We start from the raw sequence: 26,973 nt of genomic DNA, 5'->3' as shown, positions 1-26,973 counted from the left end.
ACCGTTTTCGAGCACAGGCGCAGGTGGTCAAAGGTTAAGCAAGTGTAACCTTGACTCATATATAGACACAAAATCATTCAAGATACGTCGAGGATGAAGTGTATAGTGCGCCGTGAAGTAATACTGTATTAATCAGGCACAAACTTATGACCGCGACTGCACAGCAGCTTGAGTTTCTCAAAAATAGCATCAAAAGCATCCACGACTACCCAAAACCGGGCATTCTCTTTCGTGATGTCACCAGTTTACTGGAAGACCCGAAAGCCTACGCCCTCAGCATTGAATTGCTGGTTGAACGCTACAAAAATGCGGGTATCACAAAAGTGGTTGGCACCGAAGCGCGTGGCTTCCTGTTTGGCGCGCCGGTAGCGTTGGGTCTGGGCGTCGGCTTTGTTCCAGTACGCAAACCCGGTAAGCTTCCGCGTGAAGTTATTGCTGAGAGCTATGAACTGGAATACGGCACCGATCAGCTGGAAATCCACGTTGATGCCATCAAACCTGGCGATAAAGTCCTGGTTGTGGATGATCTGCTGGCAACCGGCGGCACGATTGAAGCGACCGTGAAACTGATCCGCCGTCTGGGTGGTGAAGTGACCGATGCCGCTTTTATCATTAACCTGTTTGATCTGGGCGGCGAACAGCGTCTGGAAAAACAGGGGCTGACCTGTTATAGCCTGGTTCCATTCCCGGGCCACTAAGTCGGGCTATCTTATCCCGGTTGAAGTAATACCGAGACACACAACCTCGCCGTCGCTGCGAGGTTGTGTTAGCATTATCCCCCTGTGAATCCACCCTCCAGCCTTTCAGAGCCTGCCAATGAGTTATCAGGTCTTAGCCCGAAAATGGCGCCCACAAACCTTTGCTGACGTCGTCGGCCAGGAACATGTGCTGACGGCACTGGCGAACGGCTTGTCGCTAGGGCGTATTCATCATGCTTATTTGTTTTCCGGCACCCGTGGCGTCGGGAAAACCTCTATCGCCCGTTTGCTGGCGAAGGGATTAAACTGTGAAACCGGCATCACCGCGACGCCGTGCGGCGTGTGCGATAACTGCCGCGAAATCGAGCAGGGGCGTTTTGTCGATCTGATTGAAATCGACGCCGCCTCACGCACCAAAGTCGAAGACACCCGTGACCTGCTGGATAACGTCCAGTATGCGCCTGCGCGCGGTCGCTTTAAGGTCTACTTGATCGACGAAGTGCACATGCTGTCGCGCCACAGTTTTAACGCCTTGCTGAAAACGCTCGAAGAGCCGCCCGCGCACGTTAAGTTCCTGCTGGCGACTACCGATCCGCAGAAGCTGCCGGTGACTATCCTGTCGCGCTGTCTGCAATTCCATCTTAAAGCGTTGGATGTCGATCAGATTCGTCATCAGCTTGAGCATATTCTCAAAGAAGAGCATATCGCGCATGAACCACGTGCGCTGCAACTGCTGGCTCGCGCCGCGGACGGTAGCCTGCGCGATGCGCTGAGTCTGACCGATCAGGCGATCGCCAGCGGCGATGGTCAGGTCTCGACCGACGCGGTCAGCACCATGCTCGGCACGCTGGACGACGACCAGGCGCTCTCGCTTGTTGAAGCGGTTGTGGCTGCGGACGGTGAACGCGTTATGACGCTGGTTAACGATGCCGCTGCGCGTGGAATCGAATGGGAAGCGCTGCTGGTTGAGATGTCGGCTTTGCTGCACCGTATTGCTATGGTTCAACTTTCACCCGCCGCGCTCGGTAGCGATATGGCCGCCATTGAACAGCGTATGCGCGAGCTGGCGCGGATCGTCCCGCCAACCGATGTGCAGCTTTACTACCAGACTCTGTTAATCGGGCGCAAAGAACTGCCGTATGCGCCGGACAGGCGAATGGGCGTCGAAATGACGCTGCTGCGTGCGCTGGCTTTTCATCCGCGCATGCCGCTCCCGGAACCTGAAGTCCAGCGACAGTCGTTTGCCCCGGTCGCACCCACTGCGGTGATGACCCCGACGCAGGTGCAGCAGCAGCCAGCGCCTGCGCAACAGCAACAGAATGTGCCGCTCTCCGATGCCACCAGCCAGGTGCTGGCGGCGCGCAGTCAGTTGCAACGTGCTCAGGGAGCAACCAAACCAAAAAAGAGTGAACCGGCAGCCGCTTCCCGCGCGCGGCCGGTGAATAATGCTGCGCTGGAAAGACTGGCTTCGGTGTCGGAACGTGTTCAGGCGCGTCCGGCAGTTTCTGCGCTGGAAAAAGCGCCAGCGAAGAAAGAAGCGTATCGCTGGAAAGCGACCAATCCTGTTGCAGAAGTTAAAGAAGTCGTCGCCACGCCGAAAGCGCTGAAAAAAGCGCTTGAGCATGAAAAAACGCCGGAGCTGGCGGCAAAGCTTGCGGCTGAAGCCATTGAACGCGACCCGTGGGCTGCGCAGGTAAGCCAGCTCTCGTTGCCAAAACTGGTGGAGCAGGTGGCGCTCAATGCCTGGAAAGAAGAGAATGGCAACGTGGTTTGCCTGCACCTGCGTTCCACGCAGCGACACCTTAATTCCAGCGGCGCGCAGCAAAAACTGGCTGAAGCACTGAGTTCCTTAACGGGGTCAACGGTTGAATTGACCATCGTTGAAGATGATAATCCAGCGGTGCGTACGCCGCTGGAGTGGCGTCAGGCCATTTATGAAGAGAAGCTCGCGCAGGCGCGTGAGTCGATTATTGCGGATAATAACATTCAGACGCTGCGTCGTTTTTTCGATGCGGACCTGGACGAAGAGAGTATTCGCCCCATTTGATCGTGAGCCTAATGGTTTGACGGTCGTCATCCCTTAACGTGATTGAGAGAGAAGCCTATGTTTGGTAAAGGCGGTCTGGGTAACCTGATGAAACAGGCCCAGCAGATGCAAGAAAAAATGCAACAGATGCAGGAAGAAGTCGCCAAGCTGGAAGTGACCGGTGAATCTGGCGCGGGCCTGGTTAAAGTGACCATCAACGGCGCGCACAACTGCCGTCGCGTGGAGATCGATCCAAGCCTGCTGGAAGACGACAAAGAAATGCTGGAAGACCTTGTCGCTGCGGCATTCAACGACGCGGCGCGTCGCATTGAAGAGACGCAGAAAGAGAAGATGGCTTCTGTTTCCTCCGGAATGCAGCTGCCGCCTGGCTTTAAGATGCCGTTCTGATGCAAACCAGCCCGCTGTTAACTCAGCTTATGGAAGCATTGCGCTGTCTGCCGGGCGTTGGCCCGAAGTCTGCGCAGCGCATGGCGTTCACGCTGCTTCAGCGCGATCGCAGCGGCGGGATGCGTCTGGCGCAGGCGTTAACGAAGGCGATGTCGGAAATCGGCCACTGTGCCGATTGCCGCACCTTCACAGAGCAGGACGTCTGCAACATCTGCTCGAACCCGCGTCGCCAGGAGAACGGTCAGATTTGCGTGGTGGAAAGTCCGGCGGACATCTACGCCATTGAGCAAACTGGGCAATTTTCCGGACGTTACTTCGTGCTGATGGGACACCTGTCGCCGCTGGACGGTATTGGCCCTGATGATATCGGGCTGGATCGTCTCGAACAGCGACTGGCGTCTGAGCAAATCAACGAACTGATCCTGGCGACCAATCCCACGGTCGAAGGAGAGGCGACCGCCAACTATATTGCTGAGCTTTGCATGCAGTATGGCGTTGAAGCCAGCCGTATCGCCCATGGCGTTCCGGTAGGCGGCGAGCTGGAAATGGTCGATGGCACCACGCTGTCGCACTCTCTGGCAGGACGACACAAGATTAAATTCTGAACAAACGGAGGCCGCGACGGCGGCTTCCGCTTGAAATCCTTCCCGCTTGTCCCCATTTCACCCTCAACGTGTTTTTACCATTGAAAATGGCATTGTTGAGGTAGATCTACATGAAAGGACAAGAAACTCGTGGTTTTCAGTCAGAAGTAAAACAGCTTCTGCACCTGATGATCCATTCTCTGTATTCCAATAAAGAAATCTTCCTGCGTGAGCTTATCTCTAACGCCTCGGATGCGGCAGACAAGCTGCGTTTCCGCGCTCTGTCTAACCCGGATCTGTATGAAGGTGATGGTGAGCTGCGTGTACGTGTTTCCTTCGATAAAGATAAGCGTACGTTGACCATTGCCGATAACGGCGTGGGGATGAACCGCGATGACGTTATCGATCATCTGGGGACCATTGCAAAATCCGGCACCAAATCTTTCCTCGAATCCATGGGCTCCGATCAGGCGAAAGACAGCCAGTTGATCGGCCAGTTCGGGGTTGGTTTCTACTCTGCGTTCATCGTGGCGGACAAAGTTACCGTACGTACCCGCGCTGCGGGCGATAAACCGGAAAACGGCGTGTTCTGGGAATCTGCGGGCGAAGGCGAGTACACCGTAGCCGACATCACCAAAGACGATCGCGGCACCGAAATCACTCTGCATCTGCGCGAAGGCGAAGACGAGTTCCTGGATGACTGGCGCGTACGTTCCATCATCAGCAAATATTCCGACCATATCGCGCTGCCGGTAGAGATCGAAAAATCCGAAGAGAAAGACGGCGAGACCGTGGTTTCCTGGGAAAAGATCAACAAGGCGCAGGCGCTGTGGACCCGTAACAAGTCGGAAATCAAAGACGACGAGTACAACGAATTCTACAAGCATATCGCCCACGACTTCACTGACCCGCTGACCTGGAGCCACAACCGTGTGGAAGGTAAGCAGGAGTACACCAGCCTGCTGTACATCCCGTCCCAGGCACCGTGGGATATGTGGAACCGCGATCACAAGCATGGGCTGAAACTGTATGTTCAGCGTGTGTTCATCATGGACGACGCCGAGCAGTTCATGCCGAACTATCTGCGCTTTGTGCGCGGCCTGATAGATTCCAACGATCTGCCGCTGAACGTTTCTCGTGAGATCCTGCAGGACAGCACCGTCACCCGTAACCTGCGCAGCGCGCTGACCAAACGCGTACTGCAGATGCTGGAAAAACTGGCGAAAGACGACGCGGAAAAATACCAGACCTTCTGGAAACAGTTCGGCCTGGTGCTGAAAGAAGGACCGGCGGAAGACCATGCCAACCAGGAAACGATCGCTAAGCTGATGCGCTTCGCGTCTACGCACACTGACTCCTCCGCGCAAACCGTGTCGTTGGAAGATTACGTGTCGCGGATGAAAGAAGGGCAGGAGAAAATTTACTACATCACTGCAGACAGCTATGCGGCGGCGAAGAGCAGCCCGCACCTGGAACTGCTGCGTAAGAAAGGCATCGAAGTGCTGCTGCTTTCTGACCGCATCGATGAGTGGATGATGAACTACCTGACCGAGTTCGACGGTAAGGCATTCCAGTCCGTCGCCAAAGCTGACGAGTCCATCGACAAATTGGCGGATGAAGTTGACGAATCGGCAAAAGAAGCGGAAAAAGCGCTGACGCCGTTCGTTGAGCGCGTGAAAACCCTGCTGGGCGACCGCGTAAAAGAAGTGCGACTGACCCACCGCCTGACCGACACGCCGGCCATCGTCACCACCGATGCGGACGAAATGAGCACCCAGATGGCGAAACTGTTCGCCGCTGCGGGCCAGGCCGTACCGGAAGTGAAATACATCTTTGAACTGAACCCGGACCACGTGCTGGTAAAACGCACGGCGGATACCCAGGATGAAGCGCAGTTCAAAGAGTGGGTTGAACTGCTGCTGGATCAGGCGCTGTTTGCCGAGCGCGGCACGCTGGAAGATCCGAACCAGTTCATCCGTCGTATGAACCAGTTGCTGGTGTCCTGATAGCCGTAATGTAATGCCGGATGGCGCTAACGCTAATCCGGCCAACGAGCAGGCAGCTTATGAAAGCCCGATGTGCGTAGCGCCATCGGGCGTTTTTTTATCCTCTCTTTTCTTCATTTTCCTCCGTTAACCGTTTCAGCGTCGGGCGTCTTCCTTGAGCCAATTGCGTGATGGTGGTATCGTTTAGCGCTTTTTAAAAAATATCGACAACCTTTAAGGGGATTTTCGTAATGCGTATCATTCTGCTTGGCGCTCCGGGCGCGGGTAAAGGAACTCAGGCTCAGTTCATCATGGAGAAGTATGGTATTCCGCAAATCTCCACCGGTGATATGCTGCGTGCCGCCGTGAAATCTGGCTCCGAGCTGGGCAAACAAGCGAAAGACATCATGGACGCCGGTAAGCTGGTGACTGATGAGCTGGTGATCGCGCTGGTAAAAGAGCGTATTGCTCAGGAAGACTGCCGTAATGGTTTCCTGCTTGATGGCTTCCCGCGTACTATTCCGCAGGCTGACGCCATGAAAGAAGCAGGCATCAACGTGGACTACGTTCTGGAGTTTGACGTACCTGACGAGCTGATCGTTGACCGTATCGTGGGGCGTCGCGTACACGCTGCTTCTGGCCGCGTTTACCACATCAAATTCAACCCGCCTAAGGTTGAAGGTAAAGACGACGTGACCGGCGAAGAGCTGACCACCCGTAAAGACGATCAGGAAGAGACCGTACGTAAGCGCCTGGTGGAATACCATCAGATGACCGCTCCGCTGATCGGCTATTACTCTAAAGAAGCGCAGGCGGGTAACACCAAATACGCGAAAGTTGACGGCACCCAGGCCGTGGCTGACGTGCGCGCAGCGCTGGAAAAAATCCTCGGTTAATTTTTTAACGCGGTTAATGCCGGATGGTGGTGTATACACCGCCATCCGGCAAATTCTCGTCTTACCTCTCACAGCAATTAGTTCTTCTTTATCGCTTTTCCGCTACAATTATCAACAATTTGAATCGATAAGAGGCGGTAATGCGTCAGACGAAAACCGGTATCCTGCTGGCAAACCTCGGTACTCCCGATGCCCCAACCCCCGAAGCCGTTAAGCGCTATCTGCGCCAGTTTTTAAGCGATCAACGCGTAGTCGATACGTCACCTGTGCTGTGGTGGCCACTGTTGCGCGGCGTTATTTTGCCGCTGCGTGCCCCGCGAGTGGCAAAACTGTACCAGTCAATCTGGATGGAAGACGGTTCCCCGCTGATGGTCTACAGCAAGGCGCAACAGCAGGCGCTGGCACAACGTTTGCCAAATACGCCTGTCGCGCTGGGGATGAGTTATGGTTCGCCGTCGCTCGAAAGCGCGGTTGATGAGCTGCTGGCAAGCGGGGCAGAACACATAGTGGTGTTACCGCTGTACCCGCAATATTCCTGTTCGACGGTAGCGGCGGTCTGGGATGAACTGGCGCGCATCTTAGCGCGTAAACGCGGTATTCCTGGCGTCTCGTTTATTCGTGATTACGCCGATGACAGTAGCTACATTGATGCGCTGGCCAAGAGCGCCCGGGATTCATTTGCTCAGCATGGCGAACCTGATTTACTGCTGCTCTCCTACCACGGCATTCCGCAGCGCTACGCCGATGAAGGCGATGACTACCCGCAGCGCTGTCGCGATACGACGCGTGAGCTGGTTTCAGCGCTTGGTCTGCCGCCGGAAAAAGTCATGATGACCTTCCAGTCTCGCTTTGGCCGCGAACCGTGGCTGACGCCGTATACCGACGAAACGTTAAAAATGCTGGCGGAGAAAGGGACCCGACATATCCAGGTTATGTGTCCGGGCTTTGCGGCCGATTGCCTCGAAACGCTGGAAGAGATAGCGGTACAAAATCGGGAGATTTTCCTCGAGGCTGGCGGTAAGCAATATGAGTATATCCCGGCGCTGAACGCCACGCCGGAACATATCGAAATGATGGTCAATCTGACTGCAGCTTACCGTTAAAGCTGTGCCCTGAAGTAACGCGCGCCCTCCCGCAACGCATCGTCGGCGGTTTTCATCATCCGCGAATAGTGCAGGAAGGCGTGCAGCGTGCCGGGGTACATTTTGTACTGGCAGGGCTGCTGATGCGTCTGTAGCGTCTGGAATAATAAGCGGCTATCGTCAATCAGCGGGTCAAACTCCGCGCCGGCAATAAAACACGGCGGCACATCGCGCGTCAGATCGTTATTAAACAGGCAATAATACGGTGACTCGCGATCGTCGGTGCTACGCAGGTACGCGTTTTCGTACATCTGCAAGTCCTCGCGGGTTAAACCATCCCACGCTCCGCCCATCAGCCGTCGGCTCAGTGAATCCTGCAGGCCGTAAAGTCCATACCACAACAGCACCCCAGCCACCTTGCCGCAGACAATGTGTTTATCCCGCAGCCACAGTGCGCTGGCCAGCGCCAGCATGGCCCCGGCGGAATCACCGGCAAATCCAATATGATCCACATTAAGGGAATAGTCGCCAGCGTGCTGATGAAAATACTGGCAAACGGCGACAATCTCTTCGATGGCTTGCGGGAAACGAGCTTCCGGCGAGAGTGAATAGTCGATACCAATTACCGTGCACTGCGTATAGTGCGCCAGTAAGCGCATAATGCGATCGTGGGTATCCAGATTACCGAGAATAAAACCGCCGCCGTGCAGGTAATATAGCGTCGCCTGGCTATGGGGCTGCGGAGCGTAAATGCGTGTGGCAACGGGGCCGCACGCGGTAGAAATAACGCATTCACGGGTATTCATCTGTGGCGCATCGGCATTCCACAGCTGTCGTTCATGAATATAGTGTTGGCGCTGGGCCACGAAGTCATCGGCAGCGGGCCACGGCGGCAAATCGTCGCGATGAAAATTCACCACGCTTTTCATTTCATCCGAAATTTTGTCGAGTACGGGGATCTTGTTTTCCGGCTTCATAAAACGCTCCTTGTGAAGGTGAGTTATTGTAGAAATTAATCCCGTTTAAACTGCGATCTCACCGTCCGATATTGAAACTCAGCGCCGCATCGCATGCGCAGCAGGGAATGTGCTACCATGCATCGCTCAGTTAACCACCTGTAAAATCGACCATGAAATTTCCCGGTAAACGCAAATCCAAACACTATTTTCCCGTCAGCGCGCGCGATCCGTTGCTGCAACAAATTCAGCCAGAAAATGAAACCAGCGCAGCCTGGGTGGTGGGTATTGACCAGACGCTGGTGGATATAGAAGCCAAAGTGGATGATGGCTTTGTAAAACGTTATGGATTAAGCGCGGGGCATTCTCTGGTGATTGCCGATGATGTCGCAGAAGCGCTCTATCAGGAGCTGGTGCGTGAAAATTTGATCACCCATCAGTTTGCGGGCGGTACTATCGGTAACACGATGCACAACTACTCCGTGCTGGCGGATGACCGCTCGGTGCTGCTGGGCGTGATGTGCAGCAATATCGAGATTGGCAGCTATGCGTACCGCTATTTATGCAATACCTCCAGCCGTACCGATCTGAACTATCTGCAAGGCGTTAATGGACCGATTGGCCGCTGCTTTACGCTGATTGGCGAGTCAGGTGAGCGTACCTTCGCGATCAGCCCAGGGCATATGAATAAGCTACGGGCAGATAGCATCCCTGAATCGGTGATTGCCGGAGCGTCCGCGCTGGTGCTGACGTCCTATCTGGTGCGCTGCGAGCCGGGCGAGCCGATGCCGGAAGCGACCATGAAGGCAATTGAATATGCTAAAAAACACAATGTGCCGGTGGTACTGACGCTGGGCACCAAGTTCGTCATTGCCGATAACCCGCAGTGGTGGCAGGCGTTCCTCAAAGAGCATGTCTCTATTCTGGCGATGAATGAAGAAGAGGCCGAAGCGCTGACAGGCGAGAACGATCCGCTGCTGGCGTCCGACAAAGCGCTGGATTGGGTGGACCTGGTGCTGTGCACCGCGGGTCCGGCGGGTCTGTATATGGCGGGCTTTACGGAAGAAGAAGTTAAACGTAAAACCCAGCATCCGCTGCTGCCCGGGGCTATTGCCGAATTTAACCAGTACGAATTCAGCCGCGCCATGCGCCATAAAGACTGTATCAATCCGCTGCGCGTGTATTCGCACATTGCACCGTATATGGGCGGGCCTGAAAAGATAATGAATACCAACGGCGCGGGTGACGGCGCGCTGGCGGCATTGCTGCATGATATCACCGCCAACAGCTATCACCGCAGTAACGTGCCTAACTCCAGCAAGCACAAGTTCACCTGGCTGACCTATTCGTCGCTAGCCCAGGTGTGTAAATATGCTAATCGCGTGAGTTATCAGGTGCTGAACCAGCATTCACCGCGCCTGACGCGCGGTTTGCCGGAACGTGAAGACAGTCTTGAGGAGTCTTACTGGGACCGTTAAATCAGGCACAGGCCGGATAAGCGACAGCGCTATCCGGCACGTACATTAACTGGCGGTAGCAACTTCACCGGCAGGCGGCGTTTCAATTAGCTCCAGCATGGTACGGGCGATTTCACGCTCACCCATGACGACCTGATTGGCGCCGCGTTCGGTAATATATTCCACCTCATCGTCATAATGCGCGCGGGCGATAATCTCAATCGACGGGCATTTCTCACGTGCAGAAGCGACAATTTCACCCGCTTCATAACCATTGGGAATGGTCAGCAACAGCCAGCGTGCGCAATCCAGATGCGCCAGATTCATAATCTCTTCGTTGGCGGCATTTCCCAGTACTGCGCGGATCCCGCGCTCGCGCAGTTCATCTACCCGGGTACGCGAGGTTTCGATAACCACCAGCGGGATCCCCGCAGCCATCAATTTCTCACCCAGCAGGCTACCGACACGACCAAAGCCAACCAGCAGGGCGTGATTACAGATATCCACCGGAATTTGCTTCTCTTCTTCGATGGCCTCTTCCAGCGTCTGCTCTTCCAGCGTTTCTGTTTTGGCGAGGTATTTTTCTAACACCGCGAACAGCACCGGGTTAAGCATGATGGACAGGATTGCCCCGGCCAGCACCAGATTCTGTCCGGCCTGCGGCAGCAGGTTTAACGCCATTCCCAGACCCGCCAGGATAAAGGCAAATTCACCAATCTGCGCCAGGCTGGTGGCAATGGTGAGCGCCGTACGTTGGGAGTGTCCAAACAGGCGCACCAGGAAATAGGCAGCAAGGGATTTACCAAAGATAATAATCGCCAGCGTGCCCAGCACCGCCAGCGGCTGCTGGATCAGGACTAACGGATCGAACAGCATCCCGACGGAAACGAAGAACAGTACGGCGAACGCATCGCGCAGCGGCAGGGTGTCATGCGCCGCACGGTGACTCAGTTCCGATTCATTCAGCACCATACCGGCGAAGAACGCGCCCAGCGCAAAGGAGACGTCGAACAACTCTACAGCGCCAAAGGCGATACCTAATGCGAGGGCGAGGACCGACAGGGTAAACAGTTCACGTGAACCGGTAGCGGCGCTGCGGGCCATAATCCATGGCACCAGGCGACGACCCACCAGCATCATAATCGCGATAAACGCCACCACCTTACCGATGGTTATGCCCATATCGACGGCCAGCGAGGCGAAGCCGACATCTTCTTTTTCCAGCATTCCGGCGACGGCTGGCAGGAGAACCAGCGTCAGTACCATCATCAGGTCTTCGACAATCAGCCAGCCGATGGCGATTTGCCCGCGCTGGCTGTCAATGAGCTGTCTTTCTTCAAGGGCACGCAGTAGCACCACGGTACTGGCGGTTGATAGACACAGACCAAACACGATCCCTACCATTAACGACCAGCCCATCACCGCTGAAAGCGCCATACCCAGCAGCGTTGCCACCGCTATCTGAGCAATCGCGCCGGGAATGGCGATAGCCTTTACCGCCATCAAATCTTTCAACGAAAAGTGCAACCCCACGCCGAACATCAGCAGGATTACGCCAAGCTCGGCCAGTTCAGGCGCTAACTTGGTATCCGCAACAAAACCAGGTGTAAATGGACCGGCCAGAACGCCCGCTAACAGATATCCCACCAGAGGAGAAATACGTAGTTTATTGGCAATCATGCCTAATATAAAAGCGAGCACAAGGCCGCCGACAATGGTGGTGATAAGCGGGGTGGCGTGATGCATTCCGTCTCCTTTGGTTGCTGTGATGATCCTGAAAACTCAAATTACGAGTAATAGTTTATGACAATTTTGATGTTTATGTTTATGAATAATTATTGAATTTTGAAGAAAACGGGATTTTAGGCGTAAAAAAGCACGGATCGGAAAAGTAAGGTGATATCTGAGAGGTAAAGGCTGATGGCAACTGTAAGTGATGACGGCCAAAATTTACTTTTGGCCGTCAGAAAATCAGGCTTTGTGTCGGTTATCAGGTAAGAATATGGTCAGTATCCCCAGAAGAGGCAGGAAAGCACATATTTTGTAGACCAAATCGATACTGGTATGGTCGGCTACCAGCCCTAACACCGCGGCTCCCAAGCCACCCATGCCGAAGGCAAAACCGAAAAATAGCCCAGAAACCATGCCGATACGCCCAGGAAGCAGCTCTTGTGCGTAGACCAGAATGGCAGAAAACGCCGATGCGAGGATAAAACCAATGATCACGGTTAAAATCCCGGTCCATTCCAGCGTTGCGTAGGGCAAAACGAGGGTAAATGGCGCTACACCGAGGATAGAGCCCCAAATAACATATTTTCTGCCAATTTTATCGCCTAATGGTCCACCAATCACCGTCCCGGCCGCGACGGCAAACAGGAAGGCAAACAGGTGAAACTGGGCATTTTGTACCGATAATCCGAATTTTTGCATCAGATAAAAGGTGTAATAGCTGCTGATGCTCGCCATATAGAAGTATTTGGAGAAAATCAGTACCAGCAGGATGCTTACCGCCAGCACCACTTTATTGCGCGGTAACGGATTTACGATGGCGACTTTCGGTTTTCCTTTACTCATCCGATGCTGCGCAGCGTACCAACGGCTGATTTGCGCCAGGACGACAATCGCTAATAACGCAGCCAGAACAAACCAGGCCACATTACCCTTACCATATGGCGCGATGATGACAGCCGCCAGCAAGGGGCCCAGAGAGCTACCGAAGTTGCCGCCAACCTGGAAAATTGACTGGGCCAGGCCGTGACGACCGCCGGAGGCCATTCGCGCCACGCGGGATGATTCCGGGTGAAACACCGAAGAGCCGGTGCCAACCAGCGCCGCGGCGAGCAACACCATATGGAAGCTGCCGGCCATGGCCAGCAAAACAAGTCCGCTCAGCGTGAAGCACATCCCAATGGGCAGCGACCACGGCATCGGGTATTTGTCCGTCCAGTAACCCACGACCGGTTGCAGCAGCGAGGAAGCTAGCTGGAAGGTCAGGGTAATCATACCTATCTGCATAAACGTCAGTGAGAACTCTGACTGCAACAGCGGATAAATCGCCAGGATCAGCGACTGGATCATATCGTTTAGCAGATGGGAGAGACTGATCGCGCCTAAAATGCCAAATGAGGTGCGTGCTTTAGCAACCGACGCTGACGCGCCAGCCACAGGCTGGGTTTGTTCACTTATTGCCATAGAAAGTCACTTCTGTTTGGGTTGCGATTATGAGGGTAATCTATTTTGTTATTATTACCTGACTAACATACCTGCGGAAGGTGTTTGAAGGAAGTCTCATTTCTGAAAACATTTTCGACTATTATTTCATATCATTGTAATTTCAGTCGTTGATTTTGGCTCAGGGAGAGAAATATGAAGTTTTTGAAACGGGGCGTGGCGCTGGCGTTATTAGCCGCATTTACGCTGGCAGGTCAGCCTGCGCAAGCGTACGAAAAAGATAAAACCTACAAAATTACCATTCTGCATACCAACGATCATCACGGTCACTTCTGGCGCAGTGAATACGGGGAATATGGACTGGCGGCGCAAAAAACGCTGGTGGACGGTATTCGTAAAGAGGTGGCTGAGGAGGGGGGAAGTGTACTGCTGCTTTCCGGTGGCGACATTAATACCGGCGTACCGGAGTCCGATCTGCAGGATGCGGAACCTGATTTTCGCGGGATGAATCTGATTGGCTACGACGCGATGGCGGTCGGAAACCACGAGTTTGATAATCCCATGACCGTTTTGCGTCAGCAGGAAAAATGGTCCAAATTCCCGTTTCTCTCGGCCAATATCTATCAGAAAAGCACCGGCGAACGTTTGTTTAAGCCGTGGGCCATCTTTAAGCGCCAGGATTTAAAAATAGCCGTACTCGGTTTAACCACTGACGATACGGCGAAAATTGGCAACCCCGAATTCTTTACCGATATTGAGTTCCGTAAACCTGCCGATGAAGCCAAACTGGTAATCCAGGAACTGAATATGGGGGAAAAGCCAGACATCATTATCGCGACCACCCATATGGGGCATTATGACAATGGCAATCACGGATCGAACGCCCCTGGCGATGTCGAAATGGCGCGCAGCCTGCCGGCGGGATCGCTGGCGATGATTGTCGGTGGTCACTCGCAGGATCCGGTGTGTATGGCTGCGGAAAACAAGAAGCAGGTTGATTACGTACCGGGTACGCCATGTGCGCCAGACAAGCAAAATGGGATCTGGATTGTGCAGGCGCATGAGTGGGGGAAATACGTGGGCCGGGCGGACTTTGAGTTCCGTAACGGCGAAATGAAAATGGTTAATTACCAGCTCATTCCTGTCAACCTGAAGAAAAAAGTGACCTGGGACAACGGTAAAAGTGAACGCGTACTCTACACCCCAGAAATAGCTGAAAATCAGCAAATGCTTTCGCTGCTGACGCCGTTCCAGAATAAGGGTAAAGCGCAGCTCGACGTGAAAATCGGTAGCGTCAATGCGCGCCTTGAAGGCGATCGGAGCAAAGTCCGTTTCGTGCAGACCAACATGGGGCATTTGCTGCTGGCTGCGCAAATGGCGCGAACCAGCGCTGATTTTGGCGTGATGAGCGGCGGCGGCATCCGTGATTCCATCGAAGGCGGTGATATCACCTATAAAAGCGTGCTGAAGGTACAGCCGTTTGGCAATATCGTGGTATACGCCGACATGAGCGGGAAAGAGGTGATTGACTATCTGACCGCCGTGGCGCAAATGAAGCCGGACTCCGGGGCCTATCCGCAGTTCGCCAACGTCAGCTTTGTGGCGAAAGACGGCAAGCTTAACGATTTGAAAATCAAAGGCGAACCCGTTGACCCAGCCAAAACCTATCGCATGGCAACGCTAAGCTTCAACGCGACCGGCGGCGATGGCTATCCGCGAATTGATAATAAGCCAGGCTATGTGAATACCGGGTTTATTGATGCGGAAGTGTTGAAAGAGTACGTGCAGAAGAACTCACCGCTGGATGCCAGCGCGTATGAGCCGAAGGGCGAAGTTACCTGGCAGTAACAGGGCGAAGTGCCGGATGGCGGTGCTGGCACCTTATCCGGCCTGCTGACTGTAAGAGTCTTCGGTTGTAGGCCTTAAAGCTGCTCGCCATCAGGCATTCATTCTAAAACCGCTTAATCACGGCGTGCGATGTCGGCGAATTTCGCATCCAGAATTTTCGCCAGATCGCCCGCTGCCAGTTCGATATCCAGCCCGCGTTTGCCACCGGAAATATAAATGGTGTCAAACGTTTGGGCGGGAGCGTCGATCAGCGTCGGCAATCTTTTTTTCTGCCCCAGCGGGCTGATGCCGCCGACCAGATAGCCGGTGGTTCGCTGCGCAACCATTGGATCGGCCATATCGACTTTTTTGGCGCCTAATGCTTTGGCGACTTTTTTAAGATCTAATTGACCTGCCACCGGCGTAACGGCCACCGCCAGGTGCTTCATATCGCCATTCACGGCAACCAGCAGCGTTTTGTAAACCTGGTCCGCATTCAGACCTAGCTTGCGCACCACTTCGTCACCAAAGTTCGTCTCGGACGGATCGTGATCGTAGGTGTGGATCTGGAAAGAAATTTTGTTTTTTTCGAGTAATTTAACGGCGGGTGTCATAGCAATTTTCCTGGACCAGACAAAATACGACTCAAGCATACGCCTGATGTCTGTCTAAAAAATAGTACCATCTTGCGCAATAGTATTGGCAGGATGATGACTTTGAGCGACAATCGAACTACACCGACGCTTTAAGCGTTGGGATCATAATAATGATGAAATTCCTCTTTGACGGGCCAATAGAAATATTGGCCATTTTTTTTACCGTAACATCTCCGGCAAATTTCCTTCCCCATACAAATGCAGCGCGCCTACGGCCACGACATAGTGACCGGCGGGCATCGCTCTGAGTCGATCGCGCCAGGCTGCGTTACGCTGATGCATTAAAACGTCATACAGCGACTGGCTAAACGTATTGGGTAGCGTGAGTTCGCTATTGCGCGGCGGCGTTTTAAGCCACCAGCCCATCATCTGTTGGAGCAGTCTGGCATTGGTATGCCAGTGTGTCAGGGTATCGTCCAGTAGAGCCAGGCCGTTATCGGGCAACTGGCATAACAGCTCGATTTGGCTGGATGCGCCTTCCAGTTCGATGACCGGTTTATGCGCCTGTTTTGCCGCATTCAGCAGTTGGTAATCAATCCCGTATTCCGCCCGCAGCCCCAGCTGTTGCGCCTGCGTTGCCTGTAATACCATGGCGATTTGCCACAACGGCTGGGTAGACAGCAGGGAAGGGGAAATCCCCAGTTCGCTGGTGACCTTGTGTAGATTGTCTAACTGCTCCGGGCTGATGCGCTCTTCAAGGGCGGCAAAGGTCGGAAGGTTGGCAAACGGCGCGTCGTCGCCGGAAACATCGGCTTCAACGATCAGCGCATCGGCACGCTTGAGCTTTTTGAGTAATTTGGCAGGCAGAGGCGCCATTTCGCGGCTGCCCATGTGAATGCTGCCTATCAGATGAAAATGGCGGTTGCCGGGCAAGGATATATCGATGGCAGGCCAGGTATAGGGGTTACCGCGTAGCGCGGTGAAAAATGTTTTTACCCGGTACAACAGATCCATACGGCCTCCCTAAGTAGACTTCCATGCTAGCGCGTGGTCCAGGAAGGTGCAATGCGTGAATCGCCGGATGGCGATGCGAAACCCTCTTATCCGGCCTACAAAGTGCAGATAACATTGTAGGTCGGATAAGCGTGAGCGCCATTCGGCAATGGGTTACTCTTTCGGTTTGAAGCGCAGCAGTCGGTTAGCGTTGCTCACCACGGTAATGGAGGAGAGTGCCATCGCCGCCCCGGCAACGACCGGGTTGAGCAGCGTTCCGGTAAACGGCCACAGGATCCCAGCGGCAACCGGAATACCGATGCTGTTATAGATAAACGCGCCGAGCAGATTCTGCTTCATATTACGCAGCGTTGCCCGTGAGATAGACAGCGCATCCGCCACGCCCATCAGACTATGGCGCATTAGCGTAATCGCGGCGGTTTCAATCGCCACATCGCTACCGCCACCCATGGCAATCCCTACATCAGCCTGAGCCAGCGCAGGCGCATCGTTGATCCCGTCACCCACCATGGCAACCTGACGCCCCTGGCTTTGCAGACGCTTAATCGCCTCGGCTTTACCGTCCGGCAGGACGCCCGCAATCACCTCATCAATACCCGCCTCTTTGGCAATGGCGTTGGCGGTCGTTGGATTGTCGCCGGTGAGCATCACCAGACGATACCCGGCGCGATGCAGACGCTGGAGCGCTGCCACGCTGTCGCTACGTAATGGATCACGTACCGCTAACAGAGCCGCCGCGTGACCATCAATCGCCAACAGGACCGGGGTTGAACCCTGGGAAGCCTGAGCGGTAATTTCAGCTTCCATTTCAGTGGTATCTACCTGCTGTTCATTGAGCAACGCCTGGTTGCCCAGCAGCAACGTATGACCTTCCGTCTCACCGCTGACGCCTAACCCACGCAGCGTACGGAAACCGTTGACCTGCGGCAGCGAGATATCACCGGCTCTGTCCAGAATCGCCCTGGCCAGCGGGTGGCTGGAACCCTGTTCAAGGGCTGCAGCCAGACGAATTGCCAGCGCTTCATCGGTGTTGCCAAACGTTTTGATGGCGACAACCTGCGGCTTGCCTTCCGTCAGCGTCCCGGTCTTATCAAACACGATGGTATCCAGCGTGCTGGCGCGCTGCAGCGCATCAGCATCACGTACCAGCACCCCAAACTCCGCGGCACGCCCAACGCCGGAAATAATCGACATCGGCGTTGCCAGACCTAGCGCACAAGGACAGGCAATAATCAGAACGGTGGTGGCAATCACCAGCGTATAAACAATCTGCGGAGCCGGCCCAAAGAAATACCAGATAGCCGCACTGACCAGCGCAATGGCGACCACGACCGGAACGAACACCGAGGAGATGCGGTCGGCCAGTTTACCTATTTCCGGTTTGCTGCTTTGCGCCTGGCGCACCATACGAATAATGCGTGACAGCGTGGTGTGGCTGCCAACGGCGCTGGCGCGGAACAGCACGCTGCCGTCCTGTACGACCGTACCGGCGTGGACGCTATCGCCTTCGCCTTTTTGTTGCGGAATCGGCTCACCGGTCAGCATGGCTTCATCCAGCCAGGCTTCGCCCTGAGTGATTTCGCCATCAACCGGAACGCGATCGCCGGTGGTCAGGCGCAGCAACATTCCCGCCTGAACATCTGCCAGCGGCACGTTCTTTTCACCTTCGTCGGTAACAACACGCGCGGTCGGCGGCGTCAGATCGAGCAATTTTTCCAGTGCTTTGGACGAGCGCTGGCGAGCCCGCGCTTCCAGCATGTGCCCGAGGTTAATCAGACCGATAATCATCGCACTGGCTTCATAATAGAGGTGTCGCGCTTCCATCGGGAACCATTGCGGCCAGAGGTTGACGCTCATGGAATAGAGCCATGCCACCCCCGTACCCAGCGCCACCAGCGTATCCATGGTCGCGGTGCCGTTCATCAGGCTTTTCCACGCATTGCGGTAAAAGTGACCGCCCGCGAAAACCATCACGGCAAGCGTTGCCAGACCAATCGCCAGCCACAGGCTGCGGTTGTCGTCACTCACCATCATGTTATCGCCAATCATTCCCCATACCATGACCGGAATACCCAGCAGCAGCGCGACGGCCGCCTGCCAGCGAAAACGTTTCATGGTTGCCACGGCGGTTTCTTGCTGACGTTCGCGACGCTTAGCATCATCTTCAATGGCTTCTGCGCCGTAACCTGCTTTCTCCACCGCTTTCACTAATTGGTCGGCGGACGCACTGCCCATTACCAGCGCAGTACGTTCCGCCAGATTTACCCGTGCCTGTGTGACACCCGGTACGTTTTGCAGAGCATCTTGTACGCGGATGACACAGCTGGCGCAGCTCATGCCGTTTAACAGCAACTGCTGGCTGTCATCATCAGCCGTAGCTGCCGGAAGCTCGGAAGGGACCGCTGCCAGTGCTTCCGACGGGATTGATGACTCCGTCAGCGGTTTAGCCTTTGGGTGGCTTAACTCCGCGCCGTAACCGGCTTGTTTGATGGTTTCAATCAGCGCTTCTGCACTGGCGCTCCCGGTGATGTGCGCTTCAGTCACGGTGACATCCGCTTGTTCAACATCCGGACGTTGTTCCAGACTTTCTTTGACGCGTTTAACGCAGTGACCGCAGGACAGTCCGTCCAGGGTCAGGTCGATGGTTTGAGACATAACACACTCCTTTATTACGGGATTAACTGACTGTGATAAAGGTTAAACCTTCCAGCAAGGGGAAGGTCAAGGGCGTTTTAAAAAAAGATGAAAAAGCAGGAAAAGGAGAAAAACGGGAACGTCAGGTCAGGACGTTCCCGGTCTGTTATTGATTGAGAACGATAAGCGGCGTTCGATGCTCCGGTTCATTCATCACTGTGAGATCGGCGCCGTACAGCGCATTTAGCGAGGGTTGCAGCAGAACATCCTGTGGGCGACCGTTATCAACTATCCTGCCGCGTTCCATCAATACCACGCGGTCAGCATAGCGCGCTGCAAGATTGAGATCGTGCAGGACGCAGCAGACGCTGAACTGTCGTTCACCTACCAGGCGACGCAGCAGACGAAAAAGATGCTGTTGGTGGTGAATATCCAGGGCAGAGGTGGGTTCATCGAGAAACAACCATTTTGGTCTGGGCTCGGGCTCCCAAAGCTGAACCAGCAGGCGCGCCAGTTGTACCCGTTGTTGTTCTCCTCCCGACAGATGCCGGTAATCGCGCGCGGCCAGCGCCTGGCAGTCGCACAGCGTCATGATGTGCTCCGTTTCATCGCCCGTGTTGCGCGTCCGATACGGATGCCTGCCCATGCGGATGACCTCCTGCACGCTAAACGGGAAGGCCATATGACTGTTCTGGCGCATCACAGCACGGGTTTTTGCCAGCTCGGTGATTGACCACTCGTTCAGCGGCTTGCCAAACAAGCTGCAACGTCCGCTATGGGGCTGCAGATAGCCCGTAAGCTGGCGGAGTAGCGTCGATTTTCCTGCCCCATTCGGGCCAAGAATCGCGATGATTTCTCCATCAGGTAGCGTCAGGGAAACGTCATCGGTCAGTCGTCTGCCCTGAATGTGGTAGACCAGATTTTCAGCGACGATCATGACACCCTCCGGCTACGCAGTATTAACCACAGGAAATACGGTCCACCGATCAGGCTGGTTAACAGGCCAACAGGCATTTCGGCAGGCTGAACAAGAGTGCGGGCCAGCGTATCGGCAATCAGAAGTAAACAGGCGCCGGCCAGCGTAGAGCAGGGAATCAACCAGCGATGATCGGCGCCGGTAGTCATTCTGATCAGATGTGGGATCACCAGGCCAATAAAGCCAATCACGCCGCTGACGGAAACGGCAGCGCCAACCAGGAGCGAGCTGAGCAACAGTAACTGCTGGCGCTTACGTTTGACGTTTACGCCGAGGTAATGCGCCTCTTCATCACCCAATTGCAGCAAATTAAGTGTTCCTGCCATACAGACGGTGACAGCAATGGCTGGAAGAACAAACGTGCTGGCAACCAGCAGCGTCGGCCATTGGGCCTGGCCGAGATTCCCCATCATCCACAGCGTAAGTTGACGTAGCTGCTGTTCGTCACCCACATAGCTCAGCACGCCAATAGCCGAACCGCACAGAGCATTGATAGCGATACCGGCTAACAGCAGTTGCATCATTCCGCCGTGGTTATGACGCTGGCTTATCAGAAAAATAATCGTGCAGACCACCATGCTGCCCGCGACGGCAAAAATCATCTGCTCATACAACACCAGCACCACGGGGAATGAAAAGGGGATAACTATCGCGATGCCGACCATCAGCGCGGAGCCGCTGCTGACGCCAAGCAGGCCGGGATCGGCCATTGGATTGCGAAAAAGCCCCTGCATAATGACCCCTGCCGTAGCCAGCGCAGCACCGACCAAAACGGCCAGCAGCACGCGAGGCAGGCGGATGTTCAACCAGATATCACGGTATTCGTCGTTGAACAGGGCGCTGAAGCTAATATTCAACGCCCCCTGACTGGCACCGAACAGCATCAGAGCGACCAGCAAGAGAGAAAGGCCCGTCAGAATGCTGACGGAAGAAAGCGAGTCCTTAAGCACGCAACGCTCCATAACGTCTTTGCGGCGCGAATTTTCCGCGCCGCGAGGGGTTTACGCGGGTTTCAGTCCCGGCTCAACCAAACTGTAAATCTGGTTATTGAGTGCCGGCGCCGTGGCCAGTTCGTGAATGTGCCTGGCAACATCTGCGCGCATCACAAAGCCATGACACTCTTCGGCCTGTAATCGTTGCGCCAGGCCTGTGGCTTCACCGTTCAGCAAACCGCCGGGGCGGAGAATGGCGTAGTCCAGTTGACTGGTTTGTAGCCAGCTTTCAGCCAACGATTTTTCCCGTACAGCCTGGCCAAATGCGGCCCTGGCACGTGGGGACAAAAAGGCCCAACTGTCGCCACAGCCCAGGGAGGTGACCAGAATCATGCGTTTGATCTCAGCTTTTTCTGCTTCATCAATGACGGTTCTGTGCGCCAGATAATCCTGGGCACCGCCCATGGAGGAGATCACTGTGGCATGCTGACCCGCTGCGCGACAGGCGCAGGCGGTGACCTGGCTGTCGCAGGCATCGCCAATAAAGACCTGCACACCTTTTTCCTGCAGCCCGGCAGCGACCTGGGGATTGCGAACGACAGCAATCACCGGACGATGCTCCGCCAGCGCGAGTTCCAGCGTTTTCGCGCCGACGCCGCGACCACCTGCACCAAAAATGAGCCATGGAGCCATCAGGCATGTTCCTTTAAAGATGAAGACAACGCGTGAAAGGCGCTGACCTGTTCGGCCAGTAGCTGTCGATGCTCATCGCGACCGAGGAAAATTTTGAACATAGCGCTACCCGCCTGGTTGAAGAAGAGAATGGACGCAGTGTCCATTCCCATAAATTTGCGTTCAATCAGGGCAATATGCGTGCAGTTTTCTGCCTTGATATGACCGGTCATGCCTTTTTTGCCGCGCAGGTTGAAGTAACCGTGGCGGTGGAACCCGGAAGGTAATTCACCGGTGAATTCCAGAATGACATCAGCAGTATGGACCAGGGTGGTGACTTTGCCCCATTCGCAGACGTTTTCCCAGACGGTATCAAATTGACTGCCGGAAACCAGCGTCGGGGAAGGGAGGTTTTTCACCACCTCCAGCAATGTAGTGTTGTACTGGGCGGCGATAGCTTCCAGCGTACCGTCCGGCTCAGTTTTCAAAAAATCCTGTAAAGAGACATGGCTCATAATTCACTCCTTTTATGGTTGCTCTACCGCAATGCGCGGCGCGTTAAGTGCCTGAATCAGTTCATCAAGAGACTGCAAAATATTGCTCGCCCAAAAACGCCCTTCATTGGTCAGGCGTACACAGGTGCTGGCATCTCGCGTCAGTCCTGCGTGATGCCATTGGGTCAGTAGCGGGGCCAGTTTTTGTGCATGAGGCGTCAGCTCATCCAGCGGAACGCGGGCCGTCTCAATACCGGCCTGGAGAGTGTGTCGCCACTGGAAACCACGCTCGGCGGTGCGCATCATCATCATTAGCGGTTTTTTTCCGGCGGCGATAGATTCATGCCATGTATTCAGGTTGCGCTCGACCATCCAGGAATAGCCATTGACTGATCCTCCTGCCCCAGAGCCGAATGCCAGACAGTCTGCACCCTGTTTAATCAGCAGGTTGTACAGATTGCGTTCCCGTGTGGTGCGCGCCCAGTGGCTGTTGCTGATGCAGCGCCAGCCCGCGCTGTCCATGAAATCGCAGCCCTGAAGATAGAGATCGCGGCGTTCGGCGGGAGAGGGAACGGTTGTGCGCCCGGTTTCAACCGCTTTGCCTAGCGGTGTATTAGGGATCAGATTCAGCGCATAAAGATCTACGCCGTCGAGGCCGATGTCGCGGGCAATCGCCAGATCCTCGCCCCACAGTTTTGCGTCTTGTCCTGGCAGACCAAACAGCAGATCGCACACCACGGCGGCACGATCCCGTTTTACCAGTCCTTGCATAAAGGCTGTCGCGGTCGGGCCGTCCGAAGTACGCGCCATTTTCTTGCGGATTCGGCTGTTAAAAGACTGAATACCGATCGAAAATCGATTGGCGCCAGCGTCAAGGCAGGCATCGATTCGCGCATCGTCAAAATTGAGCACCCGTCCCTCAATGGTGATTTCGCAGTCCGGCGCCAGCGGCAGCTTGTCGCGCAGCGTGGTGATAATTCTGGCCAGATCCTGTGCAGACAGCGCAGAAGGCGTACCGCCGCCAAAATAGACGGCGTGAATGGGGGCCGACTGATGTAATGCGCTATCAGCTTCCATCTCTATTTCGCGCAACAGCGCGTTGGTGTAGCGGGTGCAGTTGTCTTCTTCAAACCGGTTTTGATAAAAACCGCAGAAAGTACAATGCGTTGCACAAAAAGGGATATGCAAGTACACCAGCCGTTTACGCGGCGGGGTTGGCTGGCTGATGACCTCCTGCCAGGTTTGTGACAATAGCTCTTTGGCAACCGGGATCGCCCCACGCCAGGGCATCGTGGCGCGGCGATCCTTAAATGGCTGACGTCCCTCGAGCGCAAAATGCGCGGTGAGATCCAGCGAGTGTTCAGTTTTCATTCTTCTTAATAAATCCAGTTAGTGAGGCCAGAATTGCTGGTGCAGGGCTTCAACCGCATCGGCGACGCGAGGCCCCATCCCCAGAATCAGCGCCTGGTCTACCGCCACAATGCGCTGGTTTTTCCAGGCTGCAGTATGGGTAATACCGGCAATCGCGCTCAGGCGATCCAGACCGCCATCCACCATTTGCGACGTCACCACGATCACCTCCGGGTTGGCGGCGATCAGTGATTCCGCGCTGTAGCTTTTATACTGCTCATGGGTGGCGACATTTTGTGCGCCGGCGAGGGTCATAATGGCATCGGCAACGCTGCCTTTTCCGGCGACCTGCGGCGCGCTGCCGCCAGCGGAGAGAATGAACATGGCTTTGACCGGCACGTTTTTCGCCGCCACGCTGTGCTGAACACGCTCCAGACGTTGCTGCAGGCGATTGACTAACGCCTCGCCTTGCTCAGGAATGTGCAGTGTTGTAGCCAGTTCTCGAATGTTGGCGTACATCTGTTCGACGGTGGCCGGCACGCGTGGCAACGTCACGACGTTAACCTTTTGCGCTCGCAGCTGATCCAAGACGATTTGGGGACCAGCATCCTGCCAGGTGATAAAGCTGTCCGGATGTAGCGATAAAATGCCCTCGCTGCTTAACTGCTTCCAGTAGCCGATATGCGGGAGTGCGGCAGTTTCAGGCGGATACGAGGTGGTTTCATCAACGCCGACCACCCGGTTGCCGACGCCCATGGCGTATATCAGTTCGCTAAGCGAGCCGCCCGCCACCACCAGGCGGTCGGCGGACTGGGCATTGAAAACGCAGGCGAGGCTCAGTAAGCCAATCATGAGTTTTTTCATTGTCAGAAATTCCACGCAAAGCCAACGGCGGCATTGAAACCAGCGTCTGGAATAGATTCATGCGCGGTTCTGTAACGCTTGTCGGTCAAGTTGTTGAGCGCGAGGTTGACCTGATACTGATCCTGCGGACCGAACTCGGTGTTAAATGCGAGGTTAAGTGTGGCCCAGCCTGGGTAGTTGATTTCCGTGGTGCCGGTATTATCTTTGGCGCTGGACGCCGCGCGGATAAAGACATCGGACGTCAGGTTAGCGACGTTCATCAACCAGGTATGTTTCAAGCCGACGCGGCCGGTCAGCGTGGGTTCGCCGGTATCCCAGGTTTTAAGGGTATTGCCTTCGTACTGACGGCGAATGAGATTACCGCTCAGGTAAGGTGAAACCGCCCAGCCGTTGTATTCTGCGGTGAGTTCCATGCCCCAGGTTTTGGCCCGATCGATGTTGTCGTAGTAGTAATAGCCGCCCCGTGAAGAGGTGGTATTACCGTTGCATACGGGTTGACCTGAACAGGCCAGGCTGGCGATATAGTCTTTGGCTTCGGAGTAATAAATGGCGCCGTCAATCAGCCACATATTCCCTTTATACCGTGCGCCCAGCTCATAGTTATTCGAGTGTTCCGCCTTCAGGTTTGGGTTGCCGTAGGTCACGCTGCCGCCTGCGGACGTCTGCATAAATAGCTGAGTCAGCGTGGGGAAGACATAGCCCTGGGCATATGCAGCCCGGAGTTCAAGATCTTTAAAACCGGAATAGCGTAGGCTGGTTGAGGTCACCAGTTCATCATCGTGAACGGAATTTCCTCCAGTGGATTGCCAGGTGCTGCCGCTGCTTTGCAGGGTTTGCGTATCGTTGCGATTGAGCTTCGAAGACAGCCAGTACTGGCGTGCGCCCACGGTCCACGTCCAGTCATCGGCAAAGCGCCAGTCGTTTTGCGCGAACAATGAGGTGTTGCTTTGCTCCGCTTCGTTGTATGACAGGGTACGGGTTTGCGTATCGAAGAAGCCGGTAGCTGCGGTCTGGCGCGTACTGCCGTCCGCGTCCTGTTTTATTTTGTCATGCTGATATTGAGTGCCAATCACCAGCTCGTTGTTAGCGGGAAGGGTGAAATTGCCCTGCAGCGTTACCCCCTGGGTATACTGTTTGTCGTTGGTATTGGTTTGATTGTTTATCGTCAGCGCTTTAATCGCCGGGCTGGGGATTATCTGGGTCGTTTTGACCCGGTTTTCAAATTTGCGCTCTATTGTCTGGCTGTATGCGTCAAGATGGATTTTCTTCAGGTAATCCCCGTCAGCCGCATAGTCGTAGAAAAGACCGATTTTCTCGCGTTCCAGCTTAGGTATTTTGACGCTAAAGTCGTCGAACTGGCCCTCTGGATCGTCAAACCAGGTTTGAGTAGACAATTTGTAACGATCGAGGGAAAGTCCGATTTTGTGGCGATCGAAGTTGTAGCCAAGCCACATGCCCTGGCCGTTATTACGGAAATTGGTGTCGGGCAATCTTCCATCAGGCGTATCGCGGTCCCCCTGGTCGGAATAGCTGCCATTGATGCGGTAGTCAAAGTTTCCGATGCTGCCCCAGGCCGCAGCTGATTCTTCCCATCCTGCCGTTGCGGAGTTATAGACGGCCTTAACGCTGCCGCCGAGAGGCTTATCGCCGCCTTTTTTGGTAATAAAGTTTACGACGCCGCCAATCGCCTGCGAACCATAGAGGACAGAGTAAGGGCCTTTGACCACTTCAATCCGTTCCAGCGCGGATTCGTCAATCAGCAAACCGGCCCCGTAGTTTTGCCCGGCGCGCTGGTAGCTGACGACCTGGCCGTCTATCAAAATCAGCACCCGCGAAGAGGCTTCGCCACGAATACGGATTTGTTTCCGGCCAGCGAGGGCGTTATCGGTGACTTCAACGCCGGGAATATCTTGTAAATCATCAGCAATAGAAACGCTGGTGGAGTTTTGCAGCGTCTGGCGATCGATAACCTGAATGGTTGCCGGGCTATCCCAGAGACTACTTTCAGAGCGGTTAGCCGTGACGATCACCGTATCATCGCCGGGCGTTGAAGCGTGTGTTGTAGAGGTAGCTGCAGAAGCAGCGCCGGACATGCATAATGTCAGGGCTGAAAGAATAAATGGCCTTTGGTTAATCCGTGGCAACATAAGGGAACCTTTATTGAATGTAAATGATCATCATTATCATTCGCGTTTATATATAAAATTGTTTCCCTTTGTTCAATATGAAAGATGTAGAATCAATGCATCTTTTGATTTGAGTCAATTTTGTGCGGTCAACAAATACTGAAATGTGATCTGTGTCGCGTATAACAATGTGAATCAAAAGGATTTATTCATTTCTTTATTGGC

Annotated in this window: 22 protein-coding genes and 1 other annotated feature; of the genes, 9 read left to right on the top strand and 13 right to left on the bottom strand. The window is 54.7% G+C overall.

All coding sequences use genetic code 11. The features are described from left to right. The first annotated feature begins 146 nt into the window (after nt 1-146). The 7 genes from apt (at nt 147) to hemH (ending at nt 7,700) form a co-directional block, all read left to right on the top strand. A complete protein-coding gene (gene apt, locus OGV80_RS19710) occupies nt 147-698 on the top strand; it encodes an adenine phosphoribosyltransferase (RefSeq protein ID WP_043015422.1) in 552 nt (183 codons plus the stop codon). Nucleotides 699-816: 118 nt separating this feature from the next. Continuing rightward, a complete protein-coding gene (gene dnaX / locus OGV80_RS19705; RefSeq protein WP_087053071.1) occupies nt 817-2,745 on the top strand; it encodes a DNA polymerase III subunit gamma/tau in 1,929 nt (642 codons plus the stop codon). Next, nucleotides 2,078-2,142, top strand: a sequence feature (DnaX frameshifting element). Its footprint overlaps the gene before it by 65 nt. A 57-nt stretch (nt 2,746-2,802) precedes the next feature. After that, nucleotides 2,803-3,132 (top strand): YbaB/EbfC family nucleoid-associated protein, encoded by a 330-nt coding sequence (locus OGV80_RS19700; RefSeq protein ID WP_003021764.1) that lies wholly within the window; start codon nt 2,803-2,805, stop codon nt 3,130-3,132. Next, the gene (gene recR / locus OGV80_RS19695; protein WP_003021767.1) at nt 3,132-3,737 is read left to right on the top strand and encodes a recombination mediator RecR; all 606 of its coding nucleotides are present in this window, start codon (nt 3,132-3,134) and stop codon (nt 3,735-3,737) included. The genes OGV80_RS19700 and recR overlap by 1 nt, the downstream gene beginning before the upstream one ends. A gap of 110 nt (nt 3,738-3,847) precedes the next feature. Beyond that, nucleotides 3,848-5,722 (top strand): molecular chaperone HtpG, encoded by a 1,875-nt coding sequence (gene htpG / locus OGV80_RS19690; RefSeq protein WP_032942554.1) that lies wholly within the window; start codon nt 3,848-3,850, stop codon nt 5,720-5,722. Nucleotides 5,723-5,952: 230 nt separating this feature from the next. Then, nucleotides 5,953-6,597: an adenylate kinase gene (gene adk, locus OGV80_RS19685; RefSeq protein ID WP_003021773.1), complete on the top strand. Its 645-nt coding sequence runs from the start codon at nt 5,953-5,955 to the stop codon at nt 6,595-6,597. A gap of 140 nt (nt 6,598-6,737) precedes the next feature. Beyond that, a complete protein-coding gene (gene hemH / locus OGV80_RS19680) occupies nt 6,738-7,700 on the top strand; it encodes a ferrochelatase (RefSeq protein WP_286515579.1) in 963 nt (320 codons plus the stop codon). Here hemH and aes read toward each other — a convergent pair. Continuing rightward, the gene (gene aes, locus OGV80_RS19675; protein WP_043015426.1) at nt 7,697-8,656 is read right to left on the bottom strand and encodes an acetyl esterase; all 960 of its coding nucleotides are present in this window, start codon (nt 8,654-8,656) and stop codon (nt 7,697-7,699) included. The two genes, hemH and aes, sit on opposite strands and share 4 nt — an antisense overlap. Before the next feature lie 152 nt (nt 8,657-8,808). Here aes and gsk point away from each other — a divergent pair, with 152 nt between their 5' ends. Continuing rightward, entirely contained in the window at nt 8,809-10,113 is a 1,305-nt protein-coding gene (gene gsk / locus OGV80_RS19670) for an inosine/guanosine kinase (RefSeq protein WP_043015427.1), read from the top strand. A 45-nt stretch (nt 10,114-10,158) separates the two neighbouring features. On the opposite strand, the gene ybaL is transcribed toward gsk, so the two are convergent. Next, nucleotides 10,159-11,838: a YbaL family putative K(+) efflux transporter gene (gene ybaL, locus OGV80_RS19665; RefSeq protein ID WP_043015428.1), complete on the bottom strand. Its 1,680-nt coding sequence runs from the start codon at nt 11,836-11,838 to the stop codon at nt 10,159-10,161. Between the two features lie 225 nt (nt 11,839-12,063). Further along, nucleotides 12,064-13,284 (bottom strand): fosmidomycin MFS transporter, encoded by a 1,221-nt coding sequence (fsr, locus tag OGV80_RS19660; RefSeq protein ID WP_043015429.1) that lies wholly within the window; start codon nt 13,282-13,284, stop codon nt 12,064-12,066. A 174-nt stretch (nt 13,285-13,458) separates the two neighbouring features. On the opposite strand from fsr, the gene ushA reads away from it, so the two are divergent. Further along, nucleotides 13,459-15,111, top strand: a complete 1,653-nt coding sequence (ushA, locus tag OGV80_RS19655) for a bifunctional UDP-sugar hydrolase/5'-nucleotidase UshA (protein ID WP_043015430.1) — start codon at nt 13,459-13,461, stop codon at nt 15,109-15,111. A gap of 113 nt (nt 15,112-15,224) precedes the next feature. Here ushA and ybaK read toward each other — a convergent pair whose 3' ends face one another. From ybaK to OGV80_RS19605, 10 genes are all read right to left on the bottom strand, one after another. Continuing rightward, nucleotides 15,225-15,704, bottom strand: a complete 480-nt coding sequence (ybaK, locus tag OGV80_RS19650; protein ID WP_043015431.1) for a Cys-tRNA(Pro)/Cys-tRNA(Cys) deacylase YbaK — start codon at nt 15,702-15,704, stop codon at nt 15,225-15,227. A gap of 201 nt (nt 15,705-15,905) precedes the next feature. Further along, nucleotides 15,906-16,700 carry a TraB/GumN family protein gene (locus tag OGV80_RS19645; protein WP_075145056.1) on the bottom strand — a complete coding sequence of 265 codons (795 nt, stop codon included), beginning with the start codon at nt 16,698-16,700 and terminating at the stop codon, nt 15,906-15,908. Nucleotides 16,701-16,853: 153 nt separating this feature from the next. Continuing rightward, on the bottom strand, nt 16,854-19,355 hold the full coding sequence (gene copA / locus OGV80_RS19640) for a copper-exporting P-type ATPase CopA (protein ID WP_075145055.1): 2,502 nt from the start codon (nt 19,353-19,355) through the stop codon (nt 16,854-16,856). A 145-nt stretch (nt 19,356-19,500) separates the two neighbouring features. Next, on the bottom strand, nt 19,501-20,271 hold the full coding sequence (locus OGV80_RS19635) for a heme ABC transporter ATP-binding protein (protein ID WP_047412979.1): 771 nt from the start codon (nt 20,269-20,271) through the stop codon (nt 19,501-19,503). Beyond that, a complete protein-coding gene (locus tag OGV80_RS19630) occupies nt 20,268-21,260 on the bottom strand; it encodes a FecCD family ABC transporter permease (protein ID WP_087053066.1) in 993 nt (330 codons plus the stop codon). Before OGV80_RS19630 ends, OGV80_RS19635 begins: the two co-directional genes overlap by 4 nt. Before the next feature lie 51 nt (nt 21,261-21,311). Further along, on the bottom strand, nt 21,312-21,935 hold the full coding sequence (gene chuY, locus OGV80_RS19625; RefSeq protein ID WP_087053065.1) for an anaerobilin reductase: 624 nt from the start codon (nt 21,933-21,935) through the stop codon (nt 21,312-21,314). Continuing rightward, nucleotides 21,935-22,429 (bottom strand): heme utilization cystosolic carrier protein HutX, encoded by a 495-nt coding sequence (gene hutX / locus OGV80_RS19620; protein ID WP_043015437.1) that lies wholly within the window; start codon nt 22,427-22,429, stop codon nt 21,935-21,937. The genes chuY and hutX overlap by 1 nt, the downstream gene beginning before the upstream one ends. A gap of 12 nt (nt 22,430-22,441) precedes the next feature. Beyond that, nucleotides 22,442-23,779, bottom strand: a complete 1,338-nt coding sequence (hutW, locus tag OGV80_RS19615; RefSeq protein WP_087053064.1) for a heme anaerobic degradation radical SAM methyltransferase ChuW/HutW — start codon at nt 23,777-23,779, stop codon at nt 22,442-22,444. 18 nt (nt 23,780-23,797) lie between these two features. Then, entirely contained in the window at nt 23,798-24,622 is an 825-nt protein-coding gene (locus OGV80_RS19610; RefSeq protein WP_087051618.1) for a heme/hemin ABC transporter substrate-binding protein, read from the bottom strand. A 2-nt stretch (nt 24,623-24,624) separates the two neighbouring features. Next, the gene (locus OGV80_RS19605) at nt 24,625-26,769 is read right to left on the bottom strand and encodes a TonB-dependent receptor plug domain-containing protein (protein WP_080625609.1); all 2,145 of its coding nucleotides are present in this window, start codon (nt 26,767-26,769) and stop codon (nt 24,625-24,627) included. Nucleotides 26,770-26,973 lie beyond the last annotated feature (204 nt).

The sequence above is a fragment of the Citrobacter sp. Ce119 genome, assembly GCF_030334525.1.
GTDB classification, from domain to species: domain Bacteria; phylum Pseudomonadota; class Gammaproteobacteria; order Enterobacterales; family Enterobacteriaceae; genus Citrobacter; species Citrobacter europaeus.
The sequence above is the reverse complement of the archived record's forward strand: the minus strand, read 5'-3'. Positions and strand labels throughout refer to the sequence as shown.